Source organism: Actinoplanes subtropicus (assembly GCF_000721705.1).
In the GTDB taxonomy this organism is placed as follows: Bacteria; Actinomycetota; Actinomycetes; order Mycobacteriales; family Micromonosporaceae; genus Actinoplanes; species Actinoplanes subtropicus.
In genome coordinates this window covers 1-19,382 of record NZ_JOJL01000002.1, presented here as the reverse complement: position 1 = coordinate 19,382, position 19,382 = coordinate 1, and the positions used below count along the sequence as shown (strand labels likewise).

15 protein-coding genes are annotated in these 19,382 nt (G+C 70.3%); 6 read left to right on the top strand and 9 right to left on the bottom strand.

Annotation, left to right across the window (positions count from 1 at the left end; all coding sequences use genetic code 11):
- Positions 1-2: 2 nt before the first annotated feature.
- Entirely contained in the window at positions 3-4,289 is a 4,287-nt protein-coding gene (gene fxsT / locus IH26_RS0102195) for an FxSxx-COOH system tetratricopeptide repeat protein (protein WP_051807270.1), read from the top strand.
- Positions 4,290-4,296: 7 nt separating this feature from the next.
- Here fxsT and IH26_RS0102190 read toward each other — a convergent pair whose 3' ends face one another.
- On the bottom strand, positions 4,297-6,126 hold the full coding sequence (locus IH26_RS0102190; RefSeq protein WP_030434387.1) for an HEXXH motif domain-containing protein: 1,830 nt from the start codon (positions 6,124-6,126) through the stop codon (positions 4,297-4,299).
- Positions 6,127-6,642: 516 nt separating this feature from the next.
- Between IH26_RS0102190 and IH26_RS57460 the strand changes: the two genes are divergently transcribed.
- From IH26_RS57460 to IH26_RS0102170, 3 genes are read left to right on the top strand one after another with little or no spacing between them, the layout of a single operon-like run.
- The gene (locus IH26_RS57460) at positions 6,643-7,545 is read left to right on the top strand and encodes an SGNH/GDSL hydrolase family protein (protein ID WP_169789704.1); all 903 of its coding nucleotides are present in this window, start codon (positions 6,643-6,645) and stop codon (positions 7,543-7,545) included.
- Positions 7,546-7,580: 35 nt separating this feature from the next.
- Positions 7,581-8,261: a SprT-like domain-containing protein gene (locus IH26_RS0102175; protein WP_030434384.1), complete on the top strand. Its 681-nt coding sequence runs from the start codon at positions 7,581-7,583 to the stop codon at positions 8,259-8,261.
- Positions 8,262-8,291: 30 nt separating this feature from the next.
- Positions 8,292-9,308, top strand: a complete 1,017-nt coding sequence (locus IH26_RS0102170) for a cellulose binding domain-containing protein (RefSeq protein WP_084598557.1) — start codon at positions 8,292-8,294, stop codon at positions 9,306-9,308.
- Here IH26_RS0102170 and IH26_RS0102165 read toward each other — a convergent pair.
- From IH26_RS0102165 to IH26_RS0102135, 7 genes are all read right to left on the bottom strand, one after another.
- The gene (locus IH26_RS0102165) at positions 9,298-10,086 is read right to left on the bottom strand and encodes a carbon-nitrogen hydrolase family protein (RefSeq protein WP_211268549.1); all 789 of its coding nucleotides are present in this window, start codon (positions 10,084-10,086) and stop codon (positions 9,298-9,300) included. The genes IH26_RS0102170 and IH26_RS0102165 overlap by 11 nt on opposite strands.
- Before the next feature lie 162 nt (positions 10,087-10,248).
- Complete coding sequence (locus IH26_RS59395) at positions 10,249-11,199, bottom strand: class I mannose-6-phosphate isomerase (RefSeq protein ID WP_030434381.1); 951 nt, start codon at positions 11,197-11,199, stop codon at positions 10,249-10,251.
- Complete coding sequence (locus tag IH26_RS0102155; protein ID WP_211268548.1) at positions 11,196-12,368, bottom strand: ADP-dependent glucokinase/phosphofructokinase; 1,173 nt, start codon at positions 12,366-12,368, stop codon at positions 11,196-11,198. The genes IH26_RS59395 and IH26_RS0102155 overlap by 4 nt, the downstream gene beginning before the upstream one ends.
- 37 nt (positions 12,369-12,405) lie before the next feature.
- Positions 12,406-13,269, bottom strand: coding sequence for a ketose-bisphosphate aldolase (locus IH26_RS0102150; RefSeq protein WP_030434379.1), 864 nt, complete (start codon positions 13,267-13,269; stop codon positions 12,406-12,408).
- Positions 13,270-13,297: 28 nt separating this feature from the next.
- On the bottom strand, positions 13,298-14,140 hold the full coding sequence (locus IH26_RS0102145; RefSeq protein WP_030434378.1) for a carbohydrate ABC transporter permease: 843 nt from the start codon (positions 14,138-14,140) through the stop codon (positions 13,298-13,300).
- A gap of 1 nt (position 14,141) precedes the next feature.
- A complete protein-coding gene (locus IH26_RS0102140; protein ID WP_051807268.1) occupies positions 14,142-15,077 on the bottom strand; it encodes a carbohydrate ABC transporter permease in 936 nt (311 codons plus the stop codon).
- Positions 15,078-15,079: 2 nt separating this feature from the next.
- Positions 15,080-16,369 (bottom strand): ABC transporter substrate-binding protein, encoded by a 1,290-nt coding sequence (locus tag IH26_RS0102135; protein ID WP_030434376.1) that lies wholly within the window; start codon positions 16,367-16,369, stop codon positions 15,080-15,082.
- Between the two features lie 193 nt (positions 16,370-16,562).
- Here IH26_RS0102135 and IH26_RS0102130 point away from each other — a divergent pair, with 193 nt between their 5' ends.
- Complete coding sequence (locus IH26_RS0102130) at positions 16,563-17,441, top strand: DeoR/GlpR family DNA-binding transcription regulator (RefSeq protein WP_051807266.1); 879 nt, start codon at positions 16,563-16,565, stop codon at positions 17,439-17,441.
- Here the strand turns inward: IH26_RS0102130 and IH26_RS0102125 are convergent.
- The gene (locus IH26_RS0102125) at positions 17,362-18,327 is read right to left on the bottom strand and encodes an aldo/keto reductase (protein ID WP_051807264.1); all 966 of its coding nucleotides are present in this window, start codon (positions 18,325-18,327) and stop codon (positions 17,362-17,364) included. The two genes, IH26_RS0102130 and IH26_RS0102125, sit on opposite strands and share 80 nt — an antisense overlap.
- 206 nt (positions 18,328-18,533) lie before the next feature.
- Here IH26_RS0102125 and IH26_RS0102120 point away from each other — a divergent pair, with 206 nt between their 5' ends.
- On the top strand, positions 18,534-19,307 hold the full coding sequence (locus IH26_RS0102120) for a hypothetical protein (RefSeq protein ID WP_157436992.1): 774 nt from the start codon (positions 18,534-18,536) through the stop codon (positions 19,305-19,307).
- The last annotated feature ends 75 nt before the right edge of the window (positions 19,308-19,382 follow it).

Below are 19,382 nucleotides of genomic sequence, written 5' to 3'. Positions count from 1 at the left end.
CCATGAGCGGCGCCGACCTGGAGCACTCCGGCCAGCCGCCGGAGAGCTCGCAGCCGGACGCCGTTCAGATCCTCGACGCGGTCTGGCTCGCGGCGGTGACGCGGGAGGACGGCGAACCGGCCGCGACCACCGAACCCCGCGGCGGGACGGCGGCCACCGGACCGGAACGGGCGGGCGACCGGGCGACCGTGCCGGCGGCGCCCACCGGCGGCGCCCCGCCACCGTCGGTCCCGGTGGACGACCGGGGCGGCGTGGCCGGCGGCCTGGTCCGCCACGCCACGGAGATGCCCGGCCTCGCCGAGAACGCGCTGTTCGGCTCGTTGCCGTCGGGTCGCCGGCTCGCCCGCGCGCTGCATCCGTTCAAACGGCGGATCCGGTCGAGCACCGAGACGGAGCTGGACGAGGACGCCACCGCGGAATGGGCCGCGGACACTGGCGTGTGGCTGCCCCGGTACCGCTCGGCCCAGGAGCGATGGCTGGGCGTCACCCTTCTCGTCGACGGCGGCGCGTCGATGGCGGTGTGGCGCCCGGCCCTGACCGCGTTCCGGCTCCTGCTGGAGCGGCACAGCGCGTTCCGGACGGTACGCGCCTTCCAGCTGTGCGCCGACGACGCGGGGCTGCCCCGCGTCCACGCTCCCCACGGCGGTGTCCGCAGCCCGGCCGAGCTGCTCGACCCGTCGGGGCGGCAGATCTTCCTGGTGATCACGGATGGCCTCGGCGCGGTCTGGCGGCACCCGTCGATCGACGGGCTGCTCCGGACCTGGGGAAGCTCCGGCCCGCTCGCCCTGGTCAACCCGCTCCCGCAGCGGCACTGGCGGAGCGGCAACCTCATCCCGCGGCGCTGTCAACTGCGCCGGCCCCGGCCGGGTGCGGCCACCGGCGAGCTCCTCGTCCGCTACTCGGGGATGACCAGCGTCTTCGACCCGCCGGTCCGGCCCGGGTCGCTCGCGGTGCCGCTGATCGAGCTCAGCCCGCGATGGCTGAGCTGGTGGGCGCAGCTGGTGACCGGCCCGCCGGTCTGGACCGCCGCCACCGTGCACACGGTCGACCCGGGCACCCCGCCGGAGTGGGGCGATCCGGGGGACGAGCCCGCGCCCGAGGCCGCGGTGCAGGGCTTCCGGCGTACGGCGTCGTCGCAGGCCTTCCGGCTCGCCACCCTGTTGGCCGCCGCCCCGCTCGAACTGCCGCTGCTGCATCGGCTCCAGCGGCTGCTGCTGCCCGAATCGGAGACCCATCACCTCGCCGAGGTCCTGATCAGCCCCCTCGTCCGGCCGGCGAACGACGGCGGCACCGCCTTCGAGTTCGCCAAGGGCGTACGGGAGGAGTTGCTCTCCTGTGCCAGCCGGGACGACTCGGCCCGGGTGCTCCGGACCATCGCCGCCCATCGGCCGGTACCGGCCGGCACGCGGCTGACCCAGGTGATCGAGGCACCGCACAGCGCGCCCGAGCCGCGGGTCACCTCGGACACCATCGCGATGGATCGCATCGAACTCGTCGTCCTCGACGCCCTGTCCGGACCGTACGTCATCCACGCACGGCGGCTGCGCGAGGCGATCGACGCTTACGACAGGCGAACCGGTCAGCCTGCCGAAGTCCCAGCAACCGAGGACCGTGCCATCCCCAGCACGGACGTCGTGGAAGGCGGTGATCCCGTGCCCGCACAGCCGGATCCGGAGCGCTGGGAAAGCGCGATCGACGAACCTTCGTTCCCCATTCACGACGACTTCGGCCTGTCCAGCGCCCTGCTGCCGGACGAACGGCCACTGACCCTCCAGGAGATCGTCGGCGGGCAGAGCCCGGAACAGGCCCCGGAGGTCTGGGGCAACGTCCCGCCGCGCAATCCCGTGTTCACCGGGCGGCGGGCGCTGCTGGAACAGCTCGAGACCCGGCTGCGAACGCAGAACGTCGCGGCCGTGCTCCCCCAGGCCCTGCACGGCGAGGGCGGCGTGGGAAAGTCGCAGATCGCTATCGAGTACGCCTATCGCCACCGCGGCGAATACGACGTGATCTGGTGGGTCCCCTCGGAACGGCCGGCGCAAATTCTCGCCTCGCTGATCGAACTCGGCAACCGTCTCGGTCTGGAGGTCGGTAACGAGGTCATCTCCGCGGTGCCGAAGGTCCGGGATGCGCTACGCGCCGGAACGCCCTGGGGCAACTGGCTTCTGGTTTTCGACAACGCCGAGAATCCGGAGACCGTCCGCGACTACTTCCCGGAGGAGGGCACCGGCAAGGTCCTGATCACCTCGCGGAACCAGAGGTGGAACGAGATCGCGGAGTCGCTGGAGGTGGACGTCTTCTCCCGGGCGGAGAGCGTACGCCTGCTCAAGCGCCGGAATCGGGACCTCCCGGAGGCCGACGCCGACCGCCTCGCCACCGCGCTCGGCGACCTGCCGCTGGCGATCGAACACGCCTCGGCCTGGCTGCACGAGACCGGCATGGCGGTCGGCGAGTATCTCGAATTGATCCGGGAGAAGCAGGAGCAGCTGTCCGAACTCGATCTGGCCCCCGGGTACGAGGTGCCGGTCGCGGCGGCGGCCAACGTCGCCCTGGACCGGCTGGCCGGCGAGAGCCCGGCCGCGCTGCAACTGCTCCAGGTCTGCTCGTTCTTCGCCCCCGAGCCGATCAGCCGCGACCTCTTCGAGGGGGTCCGGGGCGCCATGGGCGCGCCCGAACTCGACGAGGCGTTGAAGAACCCGAGCCGGCTCAACCAGGCGATCCGCGAGATCCAGAACTACGTGCTGGCCCGGGTCGACCATCGCGGCAACACCCTTCAGCTGCATCGGCTCGTACAGAAGGTGCTGCAGGACAGCATCGACAACGACCGACGGTCCCTGATGGAGCACGGCGCGCACATTCTGCTCACCGGCGTCAAGCTCGGCGCCCCGGAGGACTCCCAGCAGTGGCTGCGATACCAGGCGCTGGCGTCCCACCTGATCGCCTCCCGCGCCTGGGCCTGCGAGGACGACTGGGCCCGGGACGTGGTGATCAACCTGGTCAAGTTCTACTACTACTGGGGCGACTACCGAACCGGGCACGACCTGGCCCAGCAGGTCGTCGACGACTGGCGGGTCCGGCTCGGCACCGACCATCCGCAGACGCTCACGGCGGCCAAGCTCCTCGGCTACTACTGGTCCCTGCTGGGCAGGTTCGACGAGGCCGCGGCCATTCAGCAGCAGACCCTCCAGCTCTACCTCCGGACGCTCGGACCGGAGGACGAGGGAACCATCGACGCGATGAGCATGGTCGCCTACGCCCGGCGGGTCGCCGGACAGTTCGTCGACGCCCGCGAGCTCGATCTCGGAGCATTCCGCACCGCCCGCAACCGCCTCGGCGAGAACGATCCGAACACGCTGGTGGCGGCGCACAACCTCGGCGTCAGCCTACGACTGACCGGTGAGTTCCGGGTCGCCCGCCAACTCGACGCGGACACCTACCGGCGACGTCTCGCCGTACTCGGCCACGACCACCCGGAGACGCTCCGGACGCTGAACAACCTGACCATCGACGAACGCGAGTGCGGCGAGTACATCCGCTCGCGCCGGATGGTGGAGGACAACTACAACCGGTACGTACGGCTGTTCGGCCAGGCGCATCAGGAGACGATCCAGATCGCCCGGAACCTGGCCGTGGCCCGGCGCCGTGCCGGTGACCACGAAGGCGCCTACAAGTTGGCCGAGGACACGATGAACCGCTTCCGCGACCGGTTCGGCGCGACCCACCCGCACACCATCGCGGCGGCGCTGAACTTCGCGGTCGACCTGCGGGAGTCGGACGACCTGCCGCGGGCGCGGGAACTCGCGGAACAGACCTCGAACGACTACCGGGAAACGCTGGGCGAGGACCATCCCTACACCCTGTACGCCCGGACGAATCTGGGCATCGTGCTGCGTCTGCTGGGCCAGGCGGAGCGTTCCGAGGAGCACAACCGGGCCGCCTGGGAGGGGCTGCACGACAAGCTCGGCGAGAAACACATTCTCACCCTGACCTGCGGCATCAACCTGGCGAGCGACCTGTCCGCACAGGGCCGGCACCGGGAGGCATACGACCTGGACAGCCGGCTGCTCGACCTCTGCCGGGAGCTGATCGGCCGGGACCATCCGTCCACACTGGCGTGCTCGCTGAACTACGCCTTCGACCTCACCGCGGTCGGCCGGACGGACGAGGGCGCGGCGTTGTTCGCCGAGACGGTCGCCGCCTACGGCCGGGTGCTCGGCAACGAACACCCGGCGATCCGCGCCGCGAACGCGCGCCAGCGCGCCAACTGCGACGTCGACCCGATGCCCTTCTGACGGGTGTCTAACGCAGGGCCGGCGCGAGCCAGCGGGCCAGTTCGGCCGGTGGGTGCGACGGCCGCGCGGCGTGGAGGGCACGCACCAGGTCGGGGCGCCGGCTGAGCACCTCGGCGGCCGGTCGGTCGCCCTCGGCGTCGAGGCTCATGGCCAGGCCGGCCCAGGCCCGGGCCTCGTCGTCGGACACGTGCGCCGGTGTGGGCGGGCCGGGCCGGCTCAGCACCGCGGCGAACGCCTCCCGTGCCGCCGCCGGGTCGTTCGCCAGCAAGGCGTTCTCGCCCACGGTTATCGGGTCCGCGTCGCCGGCCCGGGGGGCGCCGTCGGCGACCGCACGGCGGCGGGCGGCGTTCGGGATGCGTTGCCGCCAGCGCAGCCCGGGGTGCGGGCTCAGCACGGCCGGTTCCAGCTCGCCGGGAGCCGCCGGGTCGCGGTCCGCGAGGGACGCGGCGAGGGCGGCGACCTCCGCCGCGCGCGGACGGAAATGCCGCAGGCGCCAGCCGATCCGATGGCTGTCCGCGGTGATCCGGGCGAGCCGGTCGATCGCCGCCGCCACGGTCGCCGTGGGCGTCGCCTGCCACTCGTCGACCTGATCCCGGAGTCCCTCGAGCAGTTCGCGCCCGGCCGGGGTGAGCCCGGTGGCGGCCAGCCCGATCTGGACGGACTCGGCGGTCTGCCGCAGGGCGTACGCGTACTCGAACGCGGCGATCTTCCGGTCCCGGCCGTGCACCTTCTCGAGCCGGGTCCGCCAGAATCGCGCTATGCCGAAGAAGGCGTAGATGCCCTGGAGCAGCCCGGCGAGCGGCCTGGGGTCATCCCGCCACGGCGCATAGTAGAGCGTGCCGTCGTCGGGCTCGGTGAGGCCGATCAGGTGGAGCAGCGCCCCGAGCTTTATATGTTGAAATTCATGAATAAGTGAGACGGCCATGACGGCCGCGTCCGGCGGCTCGGAGACCATCACGCCGCCGAAGGCCTCGCCGTTGGACGCGCTCCGGGTGTCCCAGCCCGGCAGGGGATCGAGCGGGACGATGGCCGTGATGCCACCGGCCATGACCTCAGCGTCCGCCGGGTAGTCGCGGCACAGCAGAGCCCAGGCGTCGGCGAGGAGGCGCCGCCATCGGGCGAACGATTCCGGGTCCAGCCGGGCCGGCGGAATCGGAGCACCGAGATCGCGCAGGGGGTCGAGATCGTCCAGCCAGACCGAGAGCCGGGGCTCGTCGCCCACCTCGACGCGGCGCAGCCCCCACCATTGCGGCTCCCCGCCGCGGTGGACCGAATCGGACCCGTCGGCCGGAACGAGTAGGTGCTGGTCGCCGTCGTGGAAGCGGAGGCGGCCGGCCTCGGCGCTCGCCTGGACCATCGCGCCGGCGGCCGATCCCGGGAAGTGGACCAGGCCGTAGGTGTGCAGCATGAGGTGCCCGTCCCGCAGCGGGAGCCGGGTCGACCAGGTCAGGCCGGCGCGGGCCGCGGCCGCCAGGGCGAGCGCGTGCACGACGCCCAGGTCCAGGAAGAGTGGTGCGGTGCTGCTAGCGCCGCCGCGCAGCCGGCGCAGGGCATAGGCGCATCCGCTGCCGACGCCCGGGTTCATCAGCAGGCCGCGCACCGCGTCCGGCGCCGTCCGCTGGGCCGTCGCGAGAACCTCCAGGACGCCGTCGACGGGCGCCAGCGGCCCCAGCACGCCCGGCTGCTTCCCGATCTCGTCGATCAGGGTGCTCACCAGAAGCAGGCGCCTGCTCTCCTCGGTGATCCAGAAGTCGTGGGCCAGCCCCGGTGAAGCGTCGCCCCGAGACAGGAGGGCGAAGGATTCGGGGGAAAGTCGGTGCCGGACAACCGCGGTCATCGAGCGGGATCCTCCTGGGCGCACATCGGGAACGGACGGTCAGTCGGCGCGACCGGGCGGCCCCGTTCCGATGTTCGGGCGCGGCTTTTCGACCTGCCTCAGGAGGGCACGGCGGAACGGCGCCAGGGCGCCGCGGAGCGCCGGCTGACACAGTTGATCCAACGTCATGCCACGTAAATCGGCGAGATCTGTCTCTAACGCCGCGGTCTCGTCCAAGGCATCCCTACCGGTAGAATATTCACATATCAGGACAGGCTAGTCGTCGGCCCTGATCGTATGCGGTCAGGGTTGCCGTGACGTCCAAACCGCCCGTGAGGTCGCCTGAACGGCCCCCGAGCCGTCCAGATGCGATCGGGGCCACAGGTTATACCTTGGCCAACCGCACCGGTAATCGGCCACCGGGCGTTGGTCTTCGCGATGCCACCATTCGGGTGCTGCCCGGTGACTAACCGGCGCACAGGACGATCACAGGAGGCGCATGGAAGAACCTTAGAAAAAGTGGGCAACTTTGCTGCCATGCCTGCTCACGCCGCCCGAGGTCGCCGCGCCGCCACCTACACGCTCGCCGGACTCGTAGTCGCCGCCGTGCTGCTGCTGACCGCCGGCCCACAGGCGGCACGTGCCCTGGGCCGGTCCCGCTCGTCGACCACCACCTCCAGCACCACCACCACCACCACCCCCACCGCCGCACCGTCGCCGGTTTCGGCCTCCGTGACGACGACGCCGACGCCGTCGGCCTCCCCCACACACTCCGGGCCGTACCGGGTGGTCGGGCTGGGCGACTCGGTTCCGGCCGCCAGCGCCTGCGACTGCACCTCGTACGTCTCCCTGGCCGGCCGGGCCGAGGCCGCTCGCCTCGGCACCACCGCCGAGGTCTCGAACCTGGCCGAGGGCGGCCTGACCACCGCCGGCCTGCTCGACCAGCTCAATCAGGCTTCCGTAGGCCGGAAGATCGCCGCCGCCGACCTGGTGATCATCACGATCGGGGCGAACGACTTCGACACCGGCTCGGTCGCCGACGGCTCGTGCAGCGCTCCCGATCTGAGCTGCTTCCAGTCCACTCTCCGGCAGCAGGCCCCGCAGCTCGACGAGGTGCTGAAGAAGGTCAACACGCTGCTCGACGGGCGGACCGCGACCGTCGAGATCACCGGCTACTGGAATGTCTTCCTCGACGGCGACGTGGCCGCCGCCCGCGGCGACGGCTACGTGGCGAACAGCGTCGCGCTCACCAAGGCGGAGAACGCCCAGATCGCCGCGGCCGCCAAGGACCGGGCCGCCACGTATGTCGACATCTTCACCCCGTTCAAGGGCAGCTCCGGCACCAGGAACGACACGTCCCTGCTGGCCGCCGACGGCGATCACCCGAGCGCCGCGGGCCACCGCAAGATCGCCAAAGCCCTGGAGTCGGCCCTGACCTAAACTGGGGCGCCGGTGAGTCGACGGGGGCGGCGGGGTTGGATCTGACGGAGGCGCGGCAGCTCGCCGCCGGCCTGATGGCGCGGCACGGGCTGGCCGGGTGGCGCCTGGTGTTCGACAACGCCAAGACCCGGGCCGGGGTGTGCCGCTACGACCGCAAGGAGATCGGGCTCTCCCGCCCGCTGGTCGCCATCTACGAGATCGAGCAGGTCACCGACACGGTGCTGCACGAGATCGCGCACGCCCTGGCCGGCCCGCGGCACGGCCACGACCGGGTCTGGCGGGCCGCCGCGCGGCGGATCGGCTGCTCGGGCGAGCGCTGCCTGCCGGTGGACGCGCCGAGCGTCGACGGGCCCTGGGTCGGTGTCTGCCCGGCCGGGCACCGGACGACGGCGCACCGCCGCCCGATCCGGGTCAAGTCCTGCCGCGGCTGCTCCGCCGGCTTCGACCCGGCCGCGATCTACACCTGGTCGCACCGGGACGGGCCGGCCTCGATGGACCCCCGCTACGAGGCCGAGCTGGCCCGCATCCGGTCCGGCCGGTCCGCGCCGCCGCCCGCGCCGGTGCCGCTCCAGGTCGGCGAACGGGTCCGGCTGACCGGCACGGGCCGCTACGCGGGCCTGACCGGCACCGTGGTCAAGCGGGGGCGAACCCGCTACCAGGTCTCCACCCGGGCCGGGCTGCTGAGCGTGCCGTTCCCGCACTGTTCGGCGGTTTAAATCGACGCACGTCTATGGCAGTCTGGGGTCATGTCGTTGCCGAGGAAGATCGGGTCCCTGGGCGCGGTGCTGGGCGGCACGGTCGCCCTGGCCGCCGTCGTCATCACGACCCCGGCTCTCGCCACCAGCGGGTGCACCGCCAACGCCCACATCGACTCGCAGTGGGCCACCGGGCAGATCGTCTCCGTCACGGTCGCCAACGCCGCCGCGGCGCCCACCACGAAGTGGACGGTGACCTGGACCCTGGGCACTGGCCGGCAGGTGGTCTCCGCGTGGAACGCCACCGTGAGCACCTCGGGCGGCACGGCCACCGCGGTCAACGCGCCGTACAACGGGGCCCTCGCGCCGGGCGCGTCCACCACCTTCGGGATGCAGCTGGCCGGCACCGGACCGGCCCCGATGCTCACCTGCGACAACGACGCTCCGCCACCGCCGCCCGGCCCGGATGTCGCCGTCGGGGCGACCGACGACCAGCGCACGATCACCCTGATGGCCGGGCAGACGCTCGGCGTGTCCCTCGGCGCCGAATACCTCACGCCGACCGCCGGGGCCGCCCTGACGAGGCTCTCCGCGAGCGGCGGATATCCCACCGGGCAACCCCTCACCGCCCTCTACCGGGCGGTGTCGCCCGGGCAGGCCGACGTCACCACGCACTCGGACTACGCGTGCCTGCACACCACGCCGCCGTGCGCCATCCCGATCCGGCTCTGGACGCTGCACGTCACCGTCCTCGCGCCCACCGGGCAGACCGTCACCGTTTCCACCGCCGGCAACGAATCGACCGTACGCCTGCACGTGGGCGACACGCTCGTGGTCAGCCTGCCCCTCGACTACGTGCCGCCGGCCCTCTCCACCAGCGGCGTGCTGGTGCCGCGCGACACCACCGGCGGCTACCCCACCGGCCAGCCGCTCGTGGCCCGCTACCTCGCCTCGGCGGCGGGCACCGTCCAGGTGTCCACGCACACCGACACCGCCTGCAATCACGCGCCCACGCCGTGCCCGTCCCCGCCGGTCCCCTGGACGATCACCGCCACGGTCACGGCCTGACGCGTCGGTAGAGGTCGGTGCGCCGGTCGGCCAGATACGGGTTCGCCGCGCGGGCCCGGGCGACCACGTCGGTGTCGACCGTGGCCAGCAAGAGGTGATCGCCGTCGGCGGCGCTCGCCAGCACGTCCCCGGACGGGGCGACGATGCTGCTGCGACCGACGTACTCGAGGGTCCGCTCCCGCCCGGCGTGGTTGATGTACGCGACGAAGACCTGGTTCTCCCAGGCCCGCGCGCGGATCACCTGCTCGGCCACGAACGCGAAGGGCGTCATCTGCGCGGTCGGGACGGCGATCAGGTCGGCACCGCGCTCGGCGGCCGCCCGTACGGTCTCGGGAAATTCGACGTCGTAGCAGATCAGCACGGCGATCCGGACGCCGTGCAGCTCGGCCATGACGACCAGGTCGTCGCCGGGGACAAAATATCGCCGGTCGAGGTCGCCGAACAGGTGCGTCTTGCGATACCGGAGAAGCACCTCGCCGCGCTCGTCGACCAGGATCGCGGTGTTGTGGAGCCGCTCACCGGCCGGTTCCGGGAGGCCCGCGAGGATCGCGATGCCCGCTTCCCGGGCGATCTGCCGCACCGTGCCGGCCAGGTCCAGCCGGGCGAGCTCGCGCACCTGATCGCCAATGTCGTAGCCGGTCAGGTACAGCTCGGGGGTGATCAGCAGCCCGGCTCCGGTCGCGGCCGCCTCCGCCGCGGCCACGCGCAGCTGGGCGCGGTTCGCCTCGACGTCGCCCGGAACGCCGGCGGCCTGCAGTCCCGCGACGGTCAGTTCCACACTCTCGCCCCTCGTCCGGTCATGCCGGTAAGCATGACAGCGGGATGGCCCCGCCCATGCTTTCGCCGTCCAGGACCTGCTCAGCATCGCTGGTAGCGCGGCCTTCTTCGTCCCAGGGACCGTCGCCGGATCACCGATTGGCCAGTCCGCGGCAGCGTCGGTTCAGGCGGACGCCGCGAGCCGGATCGCCTCGACCGGGCCGTCGAGCCGGAGCGGCCCAGCCGCGTACGGAATCAGCAGGGTGTCGCCCCGGCGGACGGGCACGTCGTCGTGCTCGCCGCGCAGCCGGCCCTCCCCCGCCACCGCGACCAGCACGGCGAACCCCTGCGCCAGCCGGTCTCCCCCGCGATGACGCGCGGCCCGGAAGAACTCGTCGGCCGCCGCCGGAAGCAGCCGGCCCTCGCCGCCGCGCAGGCCGGCCAGCCGGGACGGGCTCCACGCGCCGCGGTCCACGCACGACAGCGCCAGGTCGTAGCCCAGCCCGAGATGCCCGTCGGCCAGCCCGAACTCCTCGTACTCCAGCAGCACGGAGAAGTCGGTCGGCTCCTGGATCTCGACCAGCAGGATGCCGTCGCCGATCGCGTGCGGCAGGCCGGCCGGGCAGAGGATCGCGTCACCGGCCGCCACCGGGATCCGGTTCGTCGCCGCCAGCATGCCCTTCGTGTCCTGCTCGGCCACCCACTTGGCCAGCTCTTCCGGGGAAACATCACGATCAAAACCGAGGTGGACGTACGCGCCGGGCCGGGCCGAGACGATCACCCAGGCTTCGGTCTTCCCGTACGGCGAGGCCAGGTGCTCGGTCGCGAAGCGCCGGCCGGGATGGACGTGCAGCGGCAGCCGCTGGCCCGCGTCGAGCAGCTTGACCAGCACGCCGGTGTCGGTCCGGTCGGGGCCGAGCCACCGGCGCGGATCCACCGCGATCGCCTCGGCCAGCACCCGGCCGTCCGGCAGGGTGGACAGCCCGGACGGCGCCAGGCCGAACCGGCTGGTGGTCGACGCCACCCAGTCCTCGGGCCGGTCCGGCAGCGCCGGCACGTTGCGGAACTCGGCGATCCGGCCGGCGCCGCGGTAGAACGTCTCCGGCTGGTTGGCGGGCAGTGCCTCGACGGTCATCTGGGTCCTTTGCGAGCTACTTCGGCCAGGAAGCCGCCGACGAAGGTGTCGCCTAACCCCACGGTAGTCGGGTTCTCGACGTCCAGCGCGAAGCCGGGCACGCAGTCGACGACCGCACGCGAGCGCATCGCCGCCGCGAAGGCGACCGACTCGGGCCGCCGCGGCCGCCGGCGAAGGCGCTCGACATCCTCGTCGGTGAAGTCGTCGCCGTGGGCATAGCGGGTCGCGGCCATGACGGTGCCGGTGTCGAGGGCTTCGGCGTATTCGCCCCGGCCGTGAGCCAGGGCCCAGTACTTGGTGTGCAGCACGAGCGTCGGCGCCGGGATGAGCGCGCGCACCTCGGTCAGCGCCTCCGCGACGTCGGCCGGGTCGAGCAGGTCGACCGTCCGGTTCAGGTACGACTGGAGTTCGTCCTCGTTCAGCCCGTACACGTCGATCCGGTCGAGCAGCGCCTCGCGGACCCGGCGGCTGAACGCGGGCTCGTGGTAGGCCGCGTCCTCGAAGTAGGTCACCGCCCCCGGCCGCAGGCGCCGCATGTGGTCGCGCAGCAGGGCGAGCCGCGCGTCGAGCTCGGCCCGGTCCCGCATGGCGTTGAGCCCCGAGATCAGGAAGATGTCCGCCGCCGCCAGCCGGTCGCCGAGATCGGCGGTGAGCAGCATGTCGCCGTTCGCCGGGTCGTTGACGTAGATCAGGCGGTTCGGCGCCGGGGCGGTCATGGCGATGTCGCCGGCGTCGAGGCGCAGCCCGCGGTCGTACTGGACGATCAGGTGCGGATAGAAGGTGTCCGCCGCGCCGCTGGTGACGTACTCGGTGCCGGCCGGCAGCAGGCGGCGGAAGGTGTCGTTGACCGTGACCAGGTGCAGCGTCGAGGGCACGCCGAGGCGGCTCATCAGGATCCCGGCCCGCACCGAGGTGCCGCCCAGCGTCTCCCGGCGCGGGAACCGGTCGGCGAAGGCGGTGAGCGCCGGGGCGGAGGCGACGTAGTGCTCGCCGCCCGCGCCCCGGGACATATAGCGCAAAATGGACACGACCAGGTCCCGCTCGTCGACCACCGCCGCGGCCGGCGACGTGAGCTCGGCGGCCCGCACGCCGTACGCAATGATCAGTTTTTCCAGGACATCGGCGGTGAGCTTCAGCTCGTAGTCGACGCAGCCGCCGAGGCCTAGCAATACTCGAGACGCGACAGCGCCACCAAACCGAGGCATGTCAGTAGAGCGAGCCCTTGCCGGCGGCGCCGAACAGCTCGATCTTCTGGGCGGCGACGATCTGCATGGCGTGAATGCATGCGGGTTGGATCGCGTTGGGCTCGCGCACCTTGGGGTCGTCGCCGAGGACCTCGCGCATCCTGTTGTGGTAGGCGACCTTGATGTCGGTGGAGATATTGATCTTGTTGATGCCGATCCGGGCGGCCTCGCGGATCTCCTCGTCCGGGTTGCCCGAGCCGCCGTGCAGCACCAGCGGGATCCGCACCCGGCTCTTGATCTCCTTGAGCAGGTCGAGCTTGAGCTCCGGCTTGAGGTGCGCCGGGTAGAAGCCGTGGAAGGTGCCGATCGCGATGGCGAGGCTGTCCACCCCGGTCCGCTCGACGAAGGTGACCGCGTCGTCCGGGTCGGTGTAGATGATCTCGGCGGCGCCGGCCTCGGCGTAGCTGTCGTTCCCGCCGATCGTGCCGAGCTCGCCCTCCACCGACACGCCGACGACGTGCGCCGAGTCGGTGACCTTCCTGGTGAGCGCGAGGTTCTCCTCGAACGGCTTCAGCGAGCCGTCGATCATCACGGACGTGAAGCCGTACTGGATGGCGGTCAGGACCTCGTCGTAGGTCGCGCCGTGGTCCCAGTGGATCGCGATCGGCGCGGACGAGCGGTGCGCCCGCGCGACGATGCCGGTGATCATGTCGGGGCCGATGTGCTTCACCTCGTCGGGATGGATGGCGACGATCAGCGGTGCGTCCGTCTCCTCGCTGATCTCCACGATCCCCTGGAACATCGCCCAGTCGCTGATGTTGAAGGCGGGCACGGCGAAGCTGTGTTCGTTGGCGACGTCCAGGATCGCCTTGCCGGTCGTCAGCATTACGGTTCTTTCTCCTTAAAACGGGGGCTTAGGCTTTGACGGCGCCGGCGGTGAGGCCGCCGATGAACCGCTTCTGGAAGAGGAGGAAGAGCACCAGAACCGGGATCGACCCGAGGATGCTCATCGCCATCATCTGGTTCCACTCGTACGAGTGCTGGCCCATCAGCAGCTGGATGCCGATCGGCACCGTGCGCATGTCGTCGGTACGGGTCAGCGTGAGCGCGAACAGGTACTCGTTCCACGAGATCATGAACGTGTAGACGCCGACCGCGATCAGGCCGGGCACCGAGATCGGCACCAGGATCCGCCACAGCGCGGTCCAGCTGGTGCCGCCGTCCACCTTGACGGACTCGTCCAGCTCGCGCGGCAGCGTGTTCAGGTACGCGGTGAGCATGATGATCGCGTACGGCAGGGTGAACACCATGTGCGTGAGGATCAGGCCGGGATAGGTGTTGTACAGCCCGAGCGCGACGACGAGCCCGAAGTACGGGATGACCAGCGTGATCGGCGGCACGGCCTGGACGCTGACGATCACGGCGTTGATGGTCTTCTGGAACGGGAAGGTGAAGCGGCTGAACGCGAAGGCGGCCAGCAGCGCCACCAGCAGCGTCAGCGCCGTCACCGACAGCGCCACCAGGTAGCTGTTCGCGAAGAACCGCAGCTGGCCGCCGTTGCCGAAGATCTCCCGGTACGCGCCGAGGGTGAAGCCCTTGGTGATCAGCCGCGGCGGGTTCTGGAAGACCTCCCCGTTGTTCTTGAACGAGGTGGACAGCATCCACAGCACCGGCAAGCCGGCGAACAGCCCGCCGAGCACCAGCCCGGTGATGACGCCGGCCTTGGCCAGGGTGCGCTTGGTCCGGACGGTCGGCATCTCAGCGCTCCCTCTGCTGGCGTACGTAGAAGAAGGCCAGCACCATCGTGAGCAGCAGCACGATCACGGCGGCCGCGGCGGCGGTGGAGAACTCGTACTCGCTGAAGGCCTGCTTGTAGGTGTAGGTGCTGAGCATCTCGGTGGCGTGCAGCGGCCCGCCGCCGGTCGTCATCCAGATCAGCGCGAACTGCTGGGACGTCCAGATCAGGTCGAGCACCGCCATGCTGATGATCACCGGGCGCAGCTGCGGCAGCGTCACGTGGCGGAACCGCTGGAACCAGTTCGTCCCGTCGACGGCGGCCGCCTCGTACAGGTCGCCGGGAATGCCCTGCAGCCCGGCCAGCAGACTGATCATGAAGAACGGGTAGCCGGACCAGATGTTGATGAAGGTGACCACCCAGAGCGCCTTGCCCGGGTCGCCGAGCCAGTTCACCCCCTGCTGGACGACCCCCAGCGTGTGCAGCACGTAGTTGACCACGCCGGACGGGTCGAGCAGCAGCCGCCAGATGACGGCGATCACCGCGACCGTGAACAGCCAGGGCAGGATGTAGACGATCCGGAAGACCGCCTTCGCGACGCCGCCCAGCAGCGGGGTGTTGAGCATCATCGCGAAGGCCAGTCCGAGCACCAGATGGGCCACCGTGCTGACCGTGATGAAGACGGCCGTGTTCTGGATGGCGGTCAGGAAATCCGGGTCGGTGAGCACCTTGGTGTAGTTGGCGAAGCCGGCGAACACCGAGTTGTCCTGGACGATCACGTTGTCCCGGAACGAGTAGCTGATCACCATGACGATCGGGATGACCATCAGGACCACGATCAGGATCACCGTCGGGGACAGATAGCCGTACGGGATCAGGCGCCGGGCCATCGTCTTCTTCTTCGGTGGCGCCGCCTGTTCGACGGGCGGCGCCACCGGGGAAGCCGTCAGGGAGGACATGACTATCCGATCACCGAGGACCAGGACTGCTGCGCCTTGGCGAGCGCGTCGTCGACGCTGGACTTGCCGGTGAGCACGAGCTGGAGCTGCTCGTCGAAGCTGCGCATGAGGTCCTCGGACTTGGGCAGGCCGACGAACTCGTTGGCCGGGTAGCCCTGCTGGTAGATGTCGAAGGCGGTCTTGAACAGCGGGTCGCTGTCGCCGAAGTCGGGCTGGGCGGTCTTGTTGCCCGGGAAGCCGTTGGCGATCGTGCTGAGCTTGGCGTTGGTGTCCTTGCTCATCAGGTAGGACACGAACTTGAACGCCTCGGCCTTGTGCTTGGTCGAGTTCGAAATGCCAATTCCCCAGCTTGCGTACGGGATGCCGCGCTTGCCGGTGTAGCCGTCCTCGGCCGGCAGGGCGGCCACCTCGAACTTGAGGCTCGGCGCGTTCTTCTTGATCAGGTTGATGTGCGCCAGCGAGTCGATCATCATGCCGACCTGGCCGTTGGTGAACTTCTCGACCTTGTCCTGCTCCTTCATGGTGAGCGAGCCGGGTGCGATGACGCCCGCGTCGTTGAGGCTCTTCACGTACTCGACCGTGCTCTTGACCGCGGGGGTCTGCAGGGCCGGCTTGCCGTCCTGCAGCATGCTGCCGCCGGAGGCCCAGAGCCAGGACATGACGTCGTTCTGGATGCCGTTGGGGACGGCGGTGTCGAGCGGGAGCGCCCAGCCCTTCACGTCGCCGCCGAGGGCGCTGATCTTCTTGGCCGCGTCGAGGAACTCGCTGCGGGTGGTGGGCGTCTTCGCGACGCCGGCCTTGGCGAGCAGGTCCTTGTTGACGAACAGCGGATAGACGAAGTTGACCACCGGGATCATGTACGTCTTGCCGTTGACCTGGATCTGGCTGGCCAGCTGGCTGGCGTCGTAGTTGGAGTCGGTCATCAGCTTCGACATGTCGGTGATGGCGCCCTGCTTGGCGAAGTCGTTGACCCAGGCGCCGTCCAGGCCGACCACGTCGGGCAGCGTCTTCGAGGCGGCGCCGGTGATCAGCTGCTGCTTGGTCGAAGCGTACGGCGCGCTCAGCAGTTTGATCTTGATGTTCGGATTCTGCGCCGTGAAATCGCTGACGATCTTGTCGAGGTCCCCGGCCGGGAGCTCGGCACCCCACCACTGGGCGAACTCGAGCGTCACGTTTCCGCCGGAGGCCGCGTCGCCCGAGTCGCTCGAGCCGCACGCCGCCGCGAAGGCGACCGTCGCGACCGCCGTCACCGCCCCTATCACTCGCTTCAGCCGGGTTGCACCAACCGCCATGGCAGGCTCCTTCTATATCGAGATCTTCCTGTTCTCTGCAACGTTGGCGTCACGTTAGCAGCGTGTTACGTACAGAGACAAGAGAAGAACAGCAGAAAACAGCGAAGTACGGCATACTCTTGCGGAACGGGGCTGCAGCCAATCGAGGCCTTGCGTGTTTGTGGCATACTGCCGCACTGACGAGGGGGAATCCGTGAGCGTTGACAAGGACGACCGGCAGCGCCACCTACCGGCCGGACGCAAGGCTCAGCTGGCGGCCTATGTGGCCGAGACCGGCCAGGTCACGGTGAGCGAGCTGGCCGAACGCTTCGGTGTCTCGATCGACACGGTGCGGCGCGACCTCGATCAGCTGGCCGCCGACGGCAGCCTGGTCCGCACGTACGGCGGCGCCGTCAGCCTCTCCACCGTCTCCCGCACCACCGACCGCGCCGTCGACCAGCGGCTCACCGTGCAGGAGCAGGAGAAGGAGAAGATCGCCGCGCTGGCCGCCGCCCTGGTCGAGGACGGCTCCACCATCATGATCAATGGCGGGACCACCACGCTCGCCCTGGCCCGCAACCTCGGCCAGCACCGCGACCTCACGGTGGCGACGAACAACCTGCTGCTGCCCGGCGCGCTGCCGCCCTCGGCCGTCCGCGACATCTACGTCTTCGGCGGCGCGGTGCGCGCCCTCACCCTGGCCACCATCGGCCCGGTGAGCTTCCGCGCCACCACCGGCGCCGACCTGGACATCAGCTGCGACCTGGCGCTGATCGGCGTCGGCGCCGTCTCGGCCGACGCCGGCTACACGACGAGCAACCTCGCCGAGGCCGCGATGATGCAGGAAATGATCTCCCGGGCCGCCCGGGTGGCGATCCTGGCCGACTCCTCGAAGTTCGGCCGCCGCCTGTTCGCCCAGGTGTCCGAGCTGGGCGCCGCCGACTACCTGATCACCGACACCGCGCCGCCGCCCGACCTGCGCGACGCCCTCGCGGCGAGCGGCGTGGAGCTGCTCACGCCCACGGCAGGCGGGAGCGTTCCTGCCAGTAACGATCGGCCGGCATCGCCAGGTCCGGGTCGAAGCGGGCGCTGATCGTCTCCGCCCGCGGGTTCATCGTCTCCGCCCGCGGGTTCATCGTCTCCGCCCGCGGGTTCATCGTCTCCGCCCTCAGGTTCGAGGCGAGCTGATCGGCGGTCGCCGCCCCGGAGAGCACGATGGTCGCCCAGGGCTGCCGAAGCGCCGCCGCGAGGGCCACCGCGTCGCCGGGCCCCTCCACGGCGAGCCGGCCGTTGGCCAGCGCCTCCTTCACGATCACCAGGCAACCGGCCTCGTGCGCCTCGGCGAGCGCCGGCCCCGCGCTGGGCTCGAGGAGGTTCCAGGTGGCCTGCACGCTGCGGAACAGCGGCCGCCCGCCGACCCGGATCGCGAGCGCGGCCCGGATCGTCTCGGCCTGCCGGGGCCCGCTCGTCGAGAACCCGACCACCACGCCCTGAGCGGCGAGTCTCTCGTGGAGCTCGGTGTCGTGCAGCGCGCTGCTGTCCGGCGTCAGCGAGTGGATCTGGTAGAGGTCGAGGCGGTCGCCGAGCAGCGCCCGGGTCTCGCCGAGCTGCCGCTCGAAGGTCGCGACGCCGTGGTCCTTGACCTCGTTGACCTCGGCGTCCATCCGCCAATCGGCGGTGTAGGTGTACCCCCACTTGCTGCCGACCACGACGTCGTTCTTTCCCTCCAGCCACTGCGCGAGGAACTCCTCGGCGCGGCCGTAGGACCGGGCGACATCGAAATACCGGACCCCGTTCGCGTACGCCGTATCGAGCAGCTCGTGCGCCCGCGACCGCATCGCCTCGACGGTCCGCTCGGCCGGGAGGTCTTCCGCGCGGCCCAGGTTGATGTAGGCCGGGCGACCGACGGCGGCCAGCCCGAGCCCGATCCGGGACGCCCCGGCCAGCCGGTCGACCACGTCCGCAACCTCCGCCGTCATGGGCACACTTTAGCCGATCGGGCAGCTCCGGCCGGCCTTTCTCAGTCCTCGCGCGGCACGCCCGCCGTTGTGGAGATAGCGGCCGTCCTCGATGAAGGCGAGAGATGCTCACCTCTCCAATGACATTTGCTACTGACTCCCCCGGCACCGGCTCCCTACCCTTTTGCTTACCCCGACAAAGACGTCAGATCGTAAGGCAGGAAGCCATGAAGGTGCTGCCGCGTATCCCCTTTCCGCCGCTCGCCCCAGCAATCGGCCGGTTGAAGCGCGCGCTCGGAAAACTCCGACTTCCGAAGATTCCAAAATGGTCCGGCGTACCTTTGGATCTTCCGACAATCGGCCTGCTGCTGGGCATCTGGGGAGCCATCGCCGCGCTGCCCGTTGCGATCGTCGGAATTCTGGGCCTGCCGACCTCCGAAAAGGTTATCTGGACCGTCATTTTCGCCGTGGACGCCGCCGTCGCCACCGGATTGATGCGCCTTTTGCTGAAGGATCGTCCGACGGCCGCACCGCGGCGATCTCGGCGCGGCCCGATAATCGGCTTGGCCCTCGCGATTCCGATCAGCGTGGTCCTGGGATCGATCGCCGGCCATATGTTTGAGGACCGGGTACGAGAAAGTGCCGTGCGTGCGTGCGCCGTCGTCGGCTTCGGCAACGACGAGTACCAGCAAGCGTTCTACGAGGCATACCAGAGAAACGGTGGAGCCGCCGCCCTCGGCTGTCCGCTGGGCCCGGTCCTGCCGCTGGAAGGCGCGTACCACCAGAACCTCGACGGCCCGAAGGGTCGCAGCGTCATCATGGCGACCGAACCCGACGCGGCGTATGTCCTCACCGGTGCCCCCTACGCCGCCTACCTGGCGATCGGGAACGGGGACGGCGTTCAGAGTTCGGTGCTGGCCGGTTTTCCGTACAGCGACGTCGTCCGCCTTTTCGACGGTGGAAAGGTCGAACTGGGTGCCACGGCCGTTTCAAGATCATGATGTGATTCCGAGGATGGCGAAGGGTCTGGTCATGTTCCGGCCGGCCCATCGGGTGGCTTCGGTGATGTCGCGGCG

Excerpts from the sequence above, each read along its gene's own strand:
- fxsT (WP_051807270.1), top strand. The coding sequence starts at position 3 with ATGAGCGGCGCCGACCTGGAGCACTCCGGCCAGCCGCCGGAGAGCTCG.
- IH26_RS0102190 (WP_030434387.1), bottom strand. The coding sequence starts at position 6,126 with ATGACCGCGGTTGTCCGGCACCGACTTTCCCCCGAATCCTTCGCCCTC.
- IH26_RS57460 (WP_169789704.1), top strand. The coding sequence starts at position 6,643 with ATGCCTGCTCACGCCGCCCGAGGTCGCCGCGCCGCCACCTACACGCTC.
- IH26_RS0102170 (WP_084598557.1), top strand. The coding sequence starts at position 8,292 with ATGTCGTTGCCGAGGAAGATCGGGTCCCTGGGCGCGGTGCTGGGCGGC.
- IH26_RS59395 (WP_030434381.1), bottom strand. The coding sequence starts at position 11,199 with ATGACCGTCGAGGCACTGCCCGCCAACCAGCCGGAGACGTTCTACCGC.
- IH26_RS0102150 (WP_030434379.1), bottom strand. The coding sequence starts at position 13,269 with ATGCTGACGACCGGCAAGGCGATCCTGGACGTCGCCAACGAACACAGC.
- IH26_RS0102145 (WP_030434378.1), bottom strand. The coding sequence starts at position 14,140 with ATGCCGACCGTCCGGACCAAGCGCACCCTGGCCAAGGCCGGCGTCATC.
- IH26_RS0102140 (WP_051807268.1), bottom strand. The coding sequence starts at position 15,077 with ATGTCCTCCCTGACGGCTTCCCCGGTGGCGCCGCCCGTCGAACAGGCG.
- IH26_RS0102135 (WP_030434376.1), bottom strand. The coding sequence starts at position 16,369 with ATGGCGGTTGGTGCAACCCGGCTGAAGCGAGTGATAGGGGCGGTGACG.
- IH26_RS0102125 (WP_051807264.1), bottom strand. The coding sequence starts at position 18,327 with ATGACGGCGGAGGTTGCGGACGTGGTCGACCGGCTGGCCGGGGCGTCC.
- IH26_RS0102120 (WP_157436992.1), top strand. The coding sequence starts at position 18,534 with ATGAAGGTGCTGCCGCGTATCCCCTTTCCGCCGCTCGCCCCAGCAATC.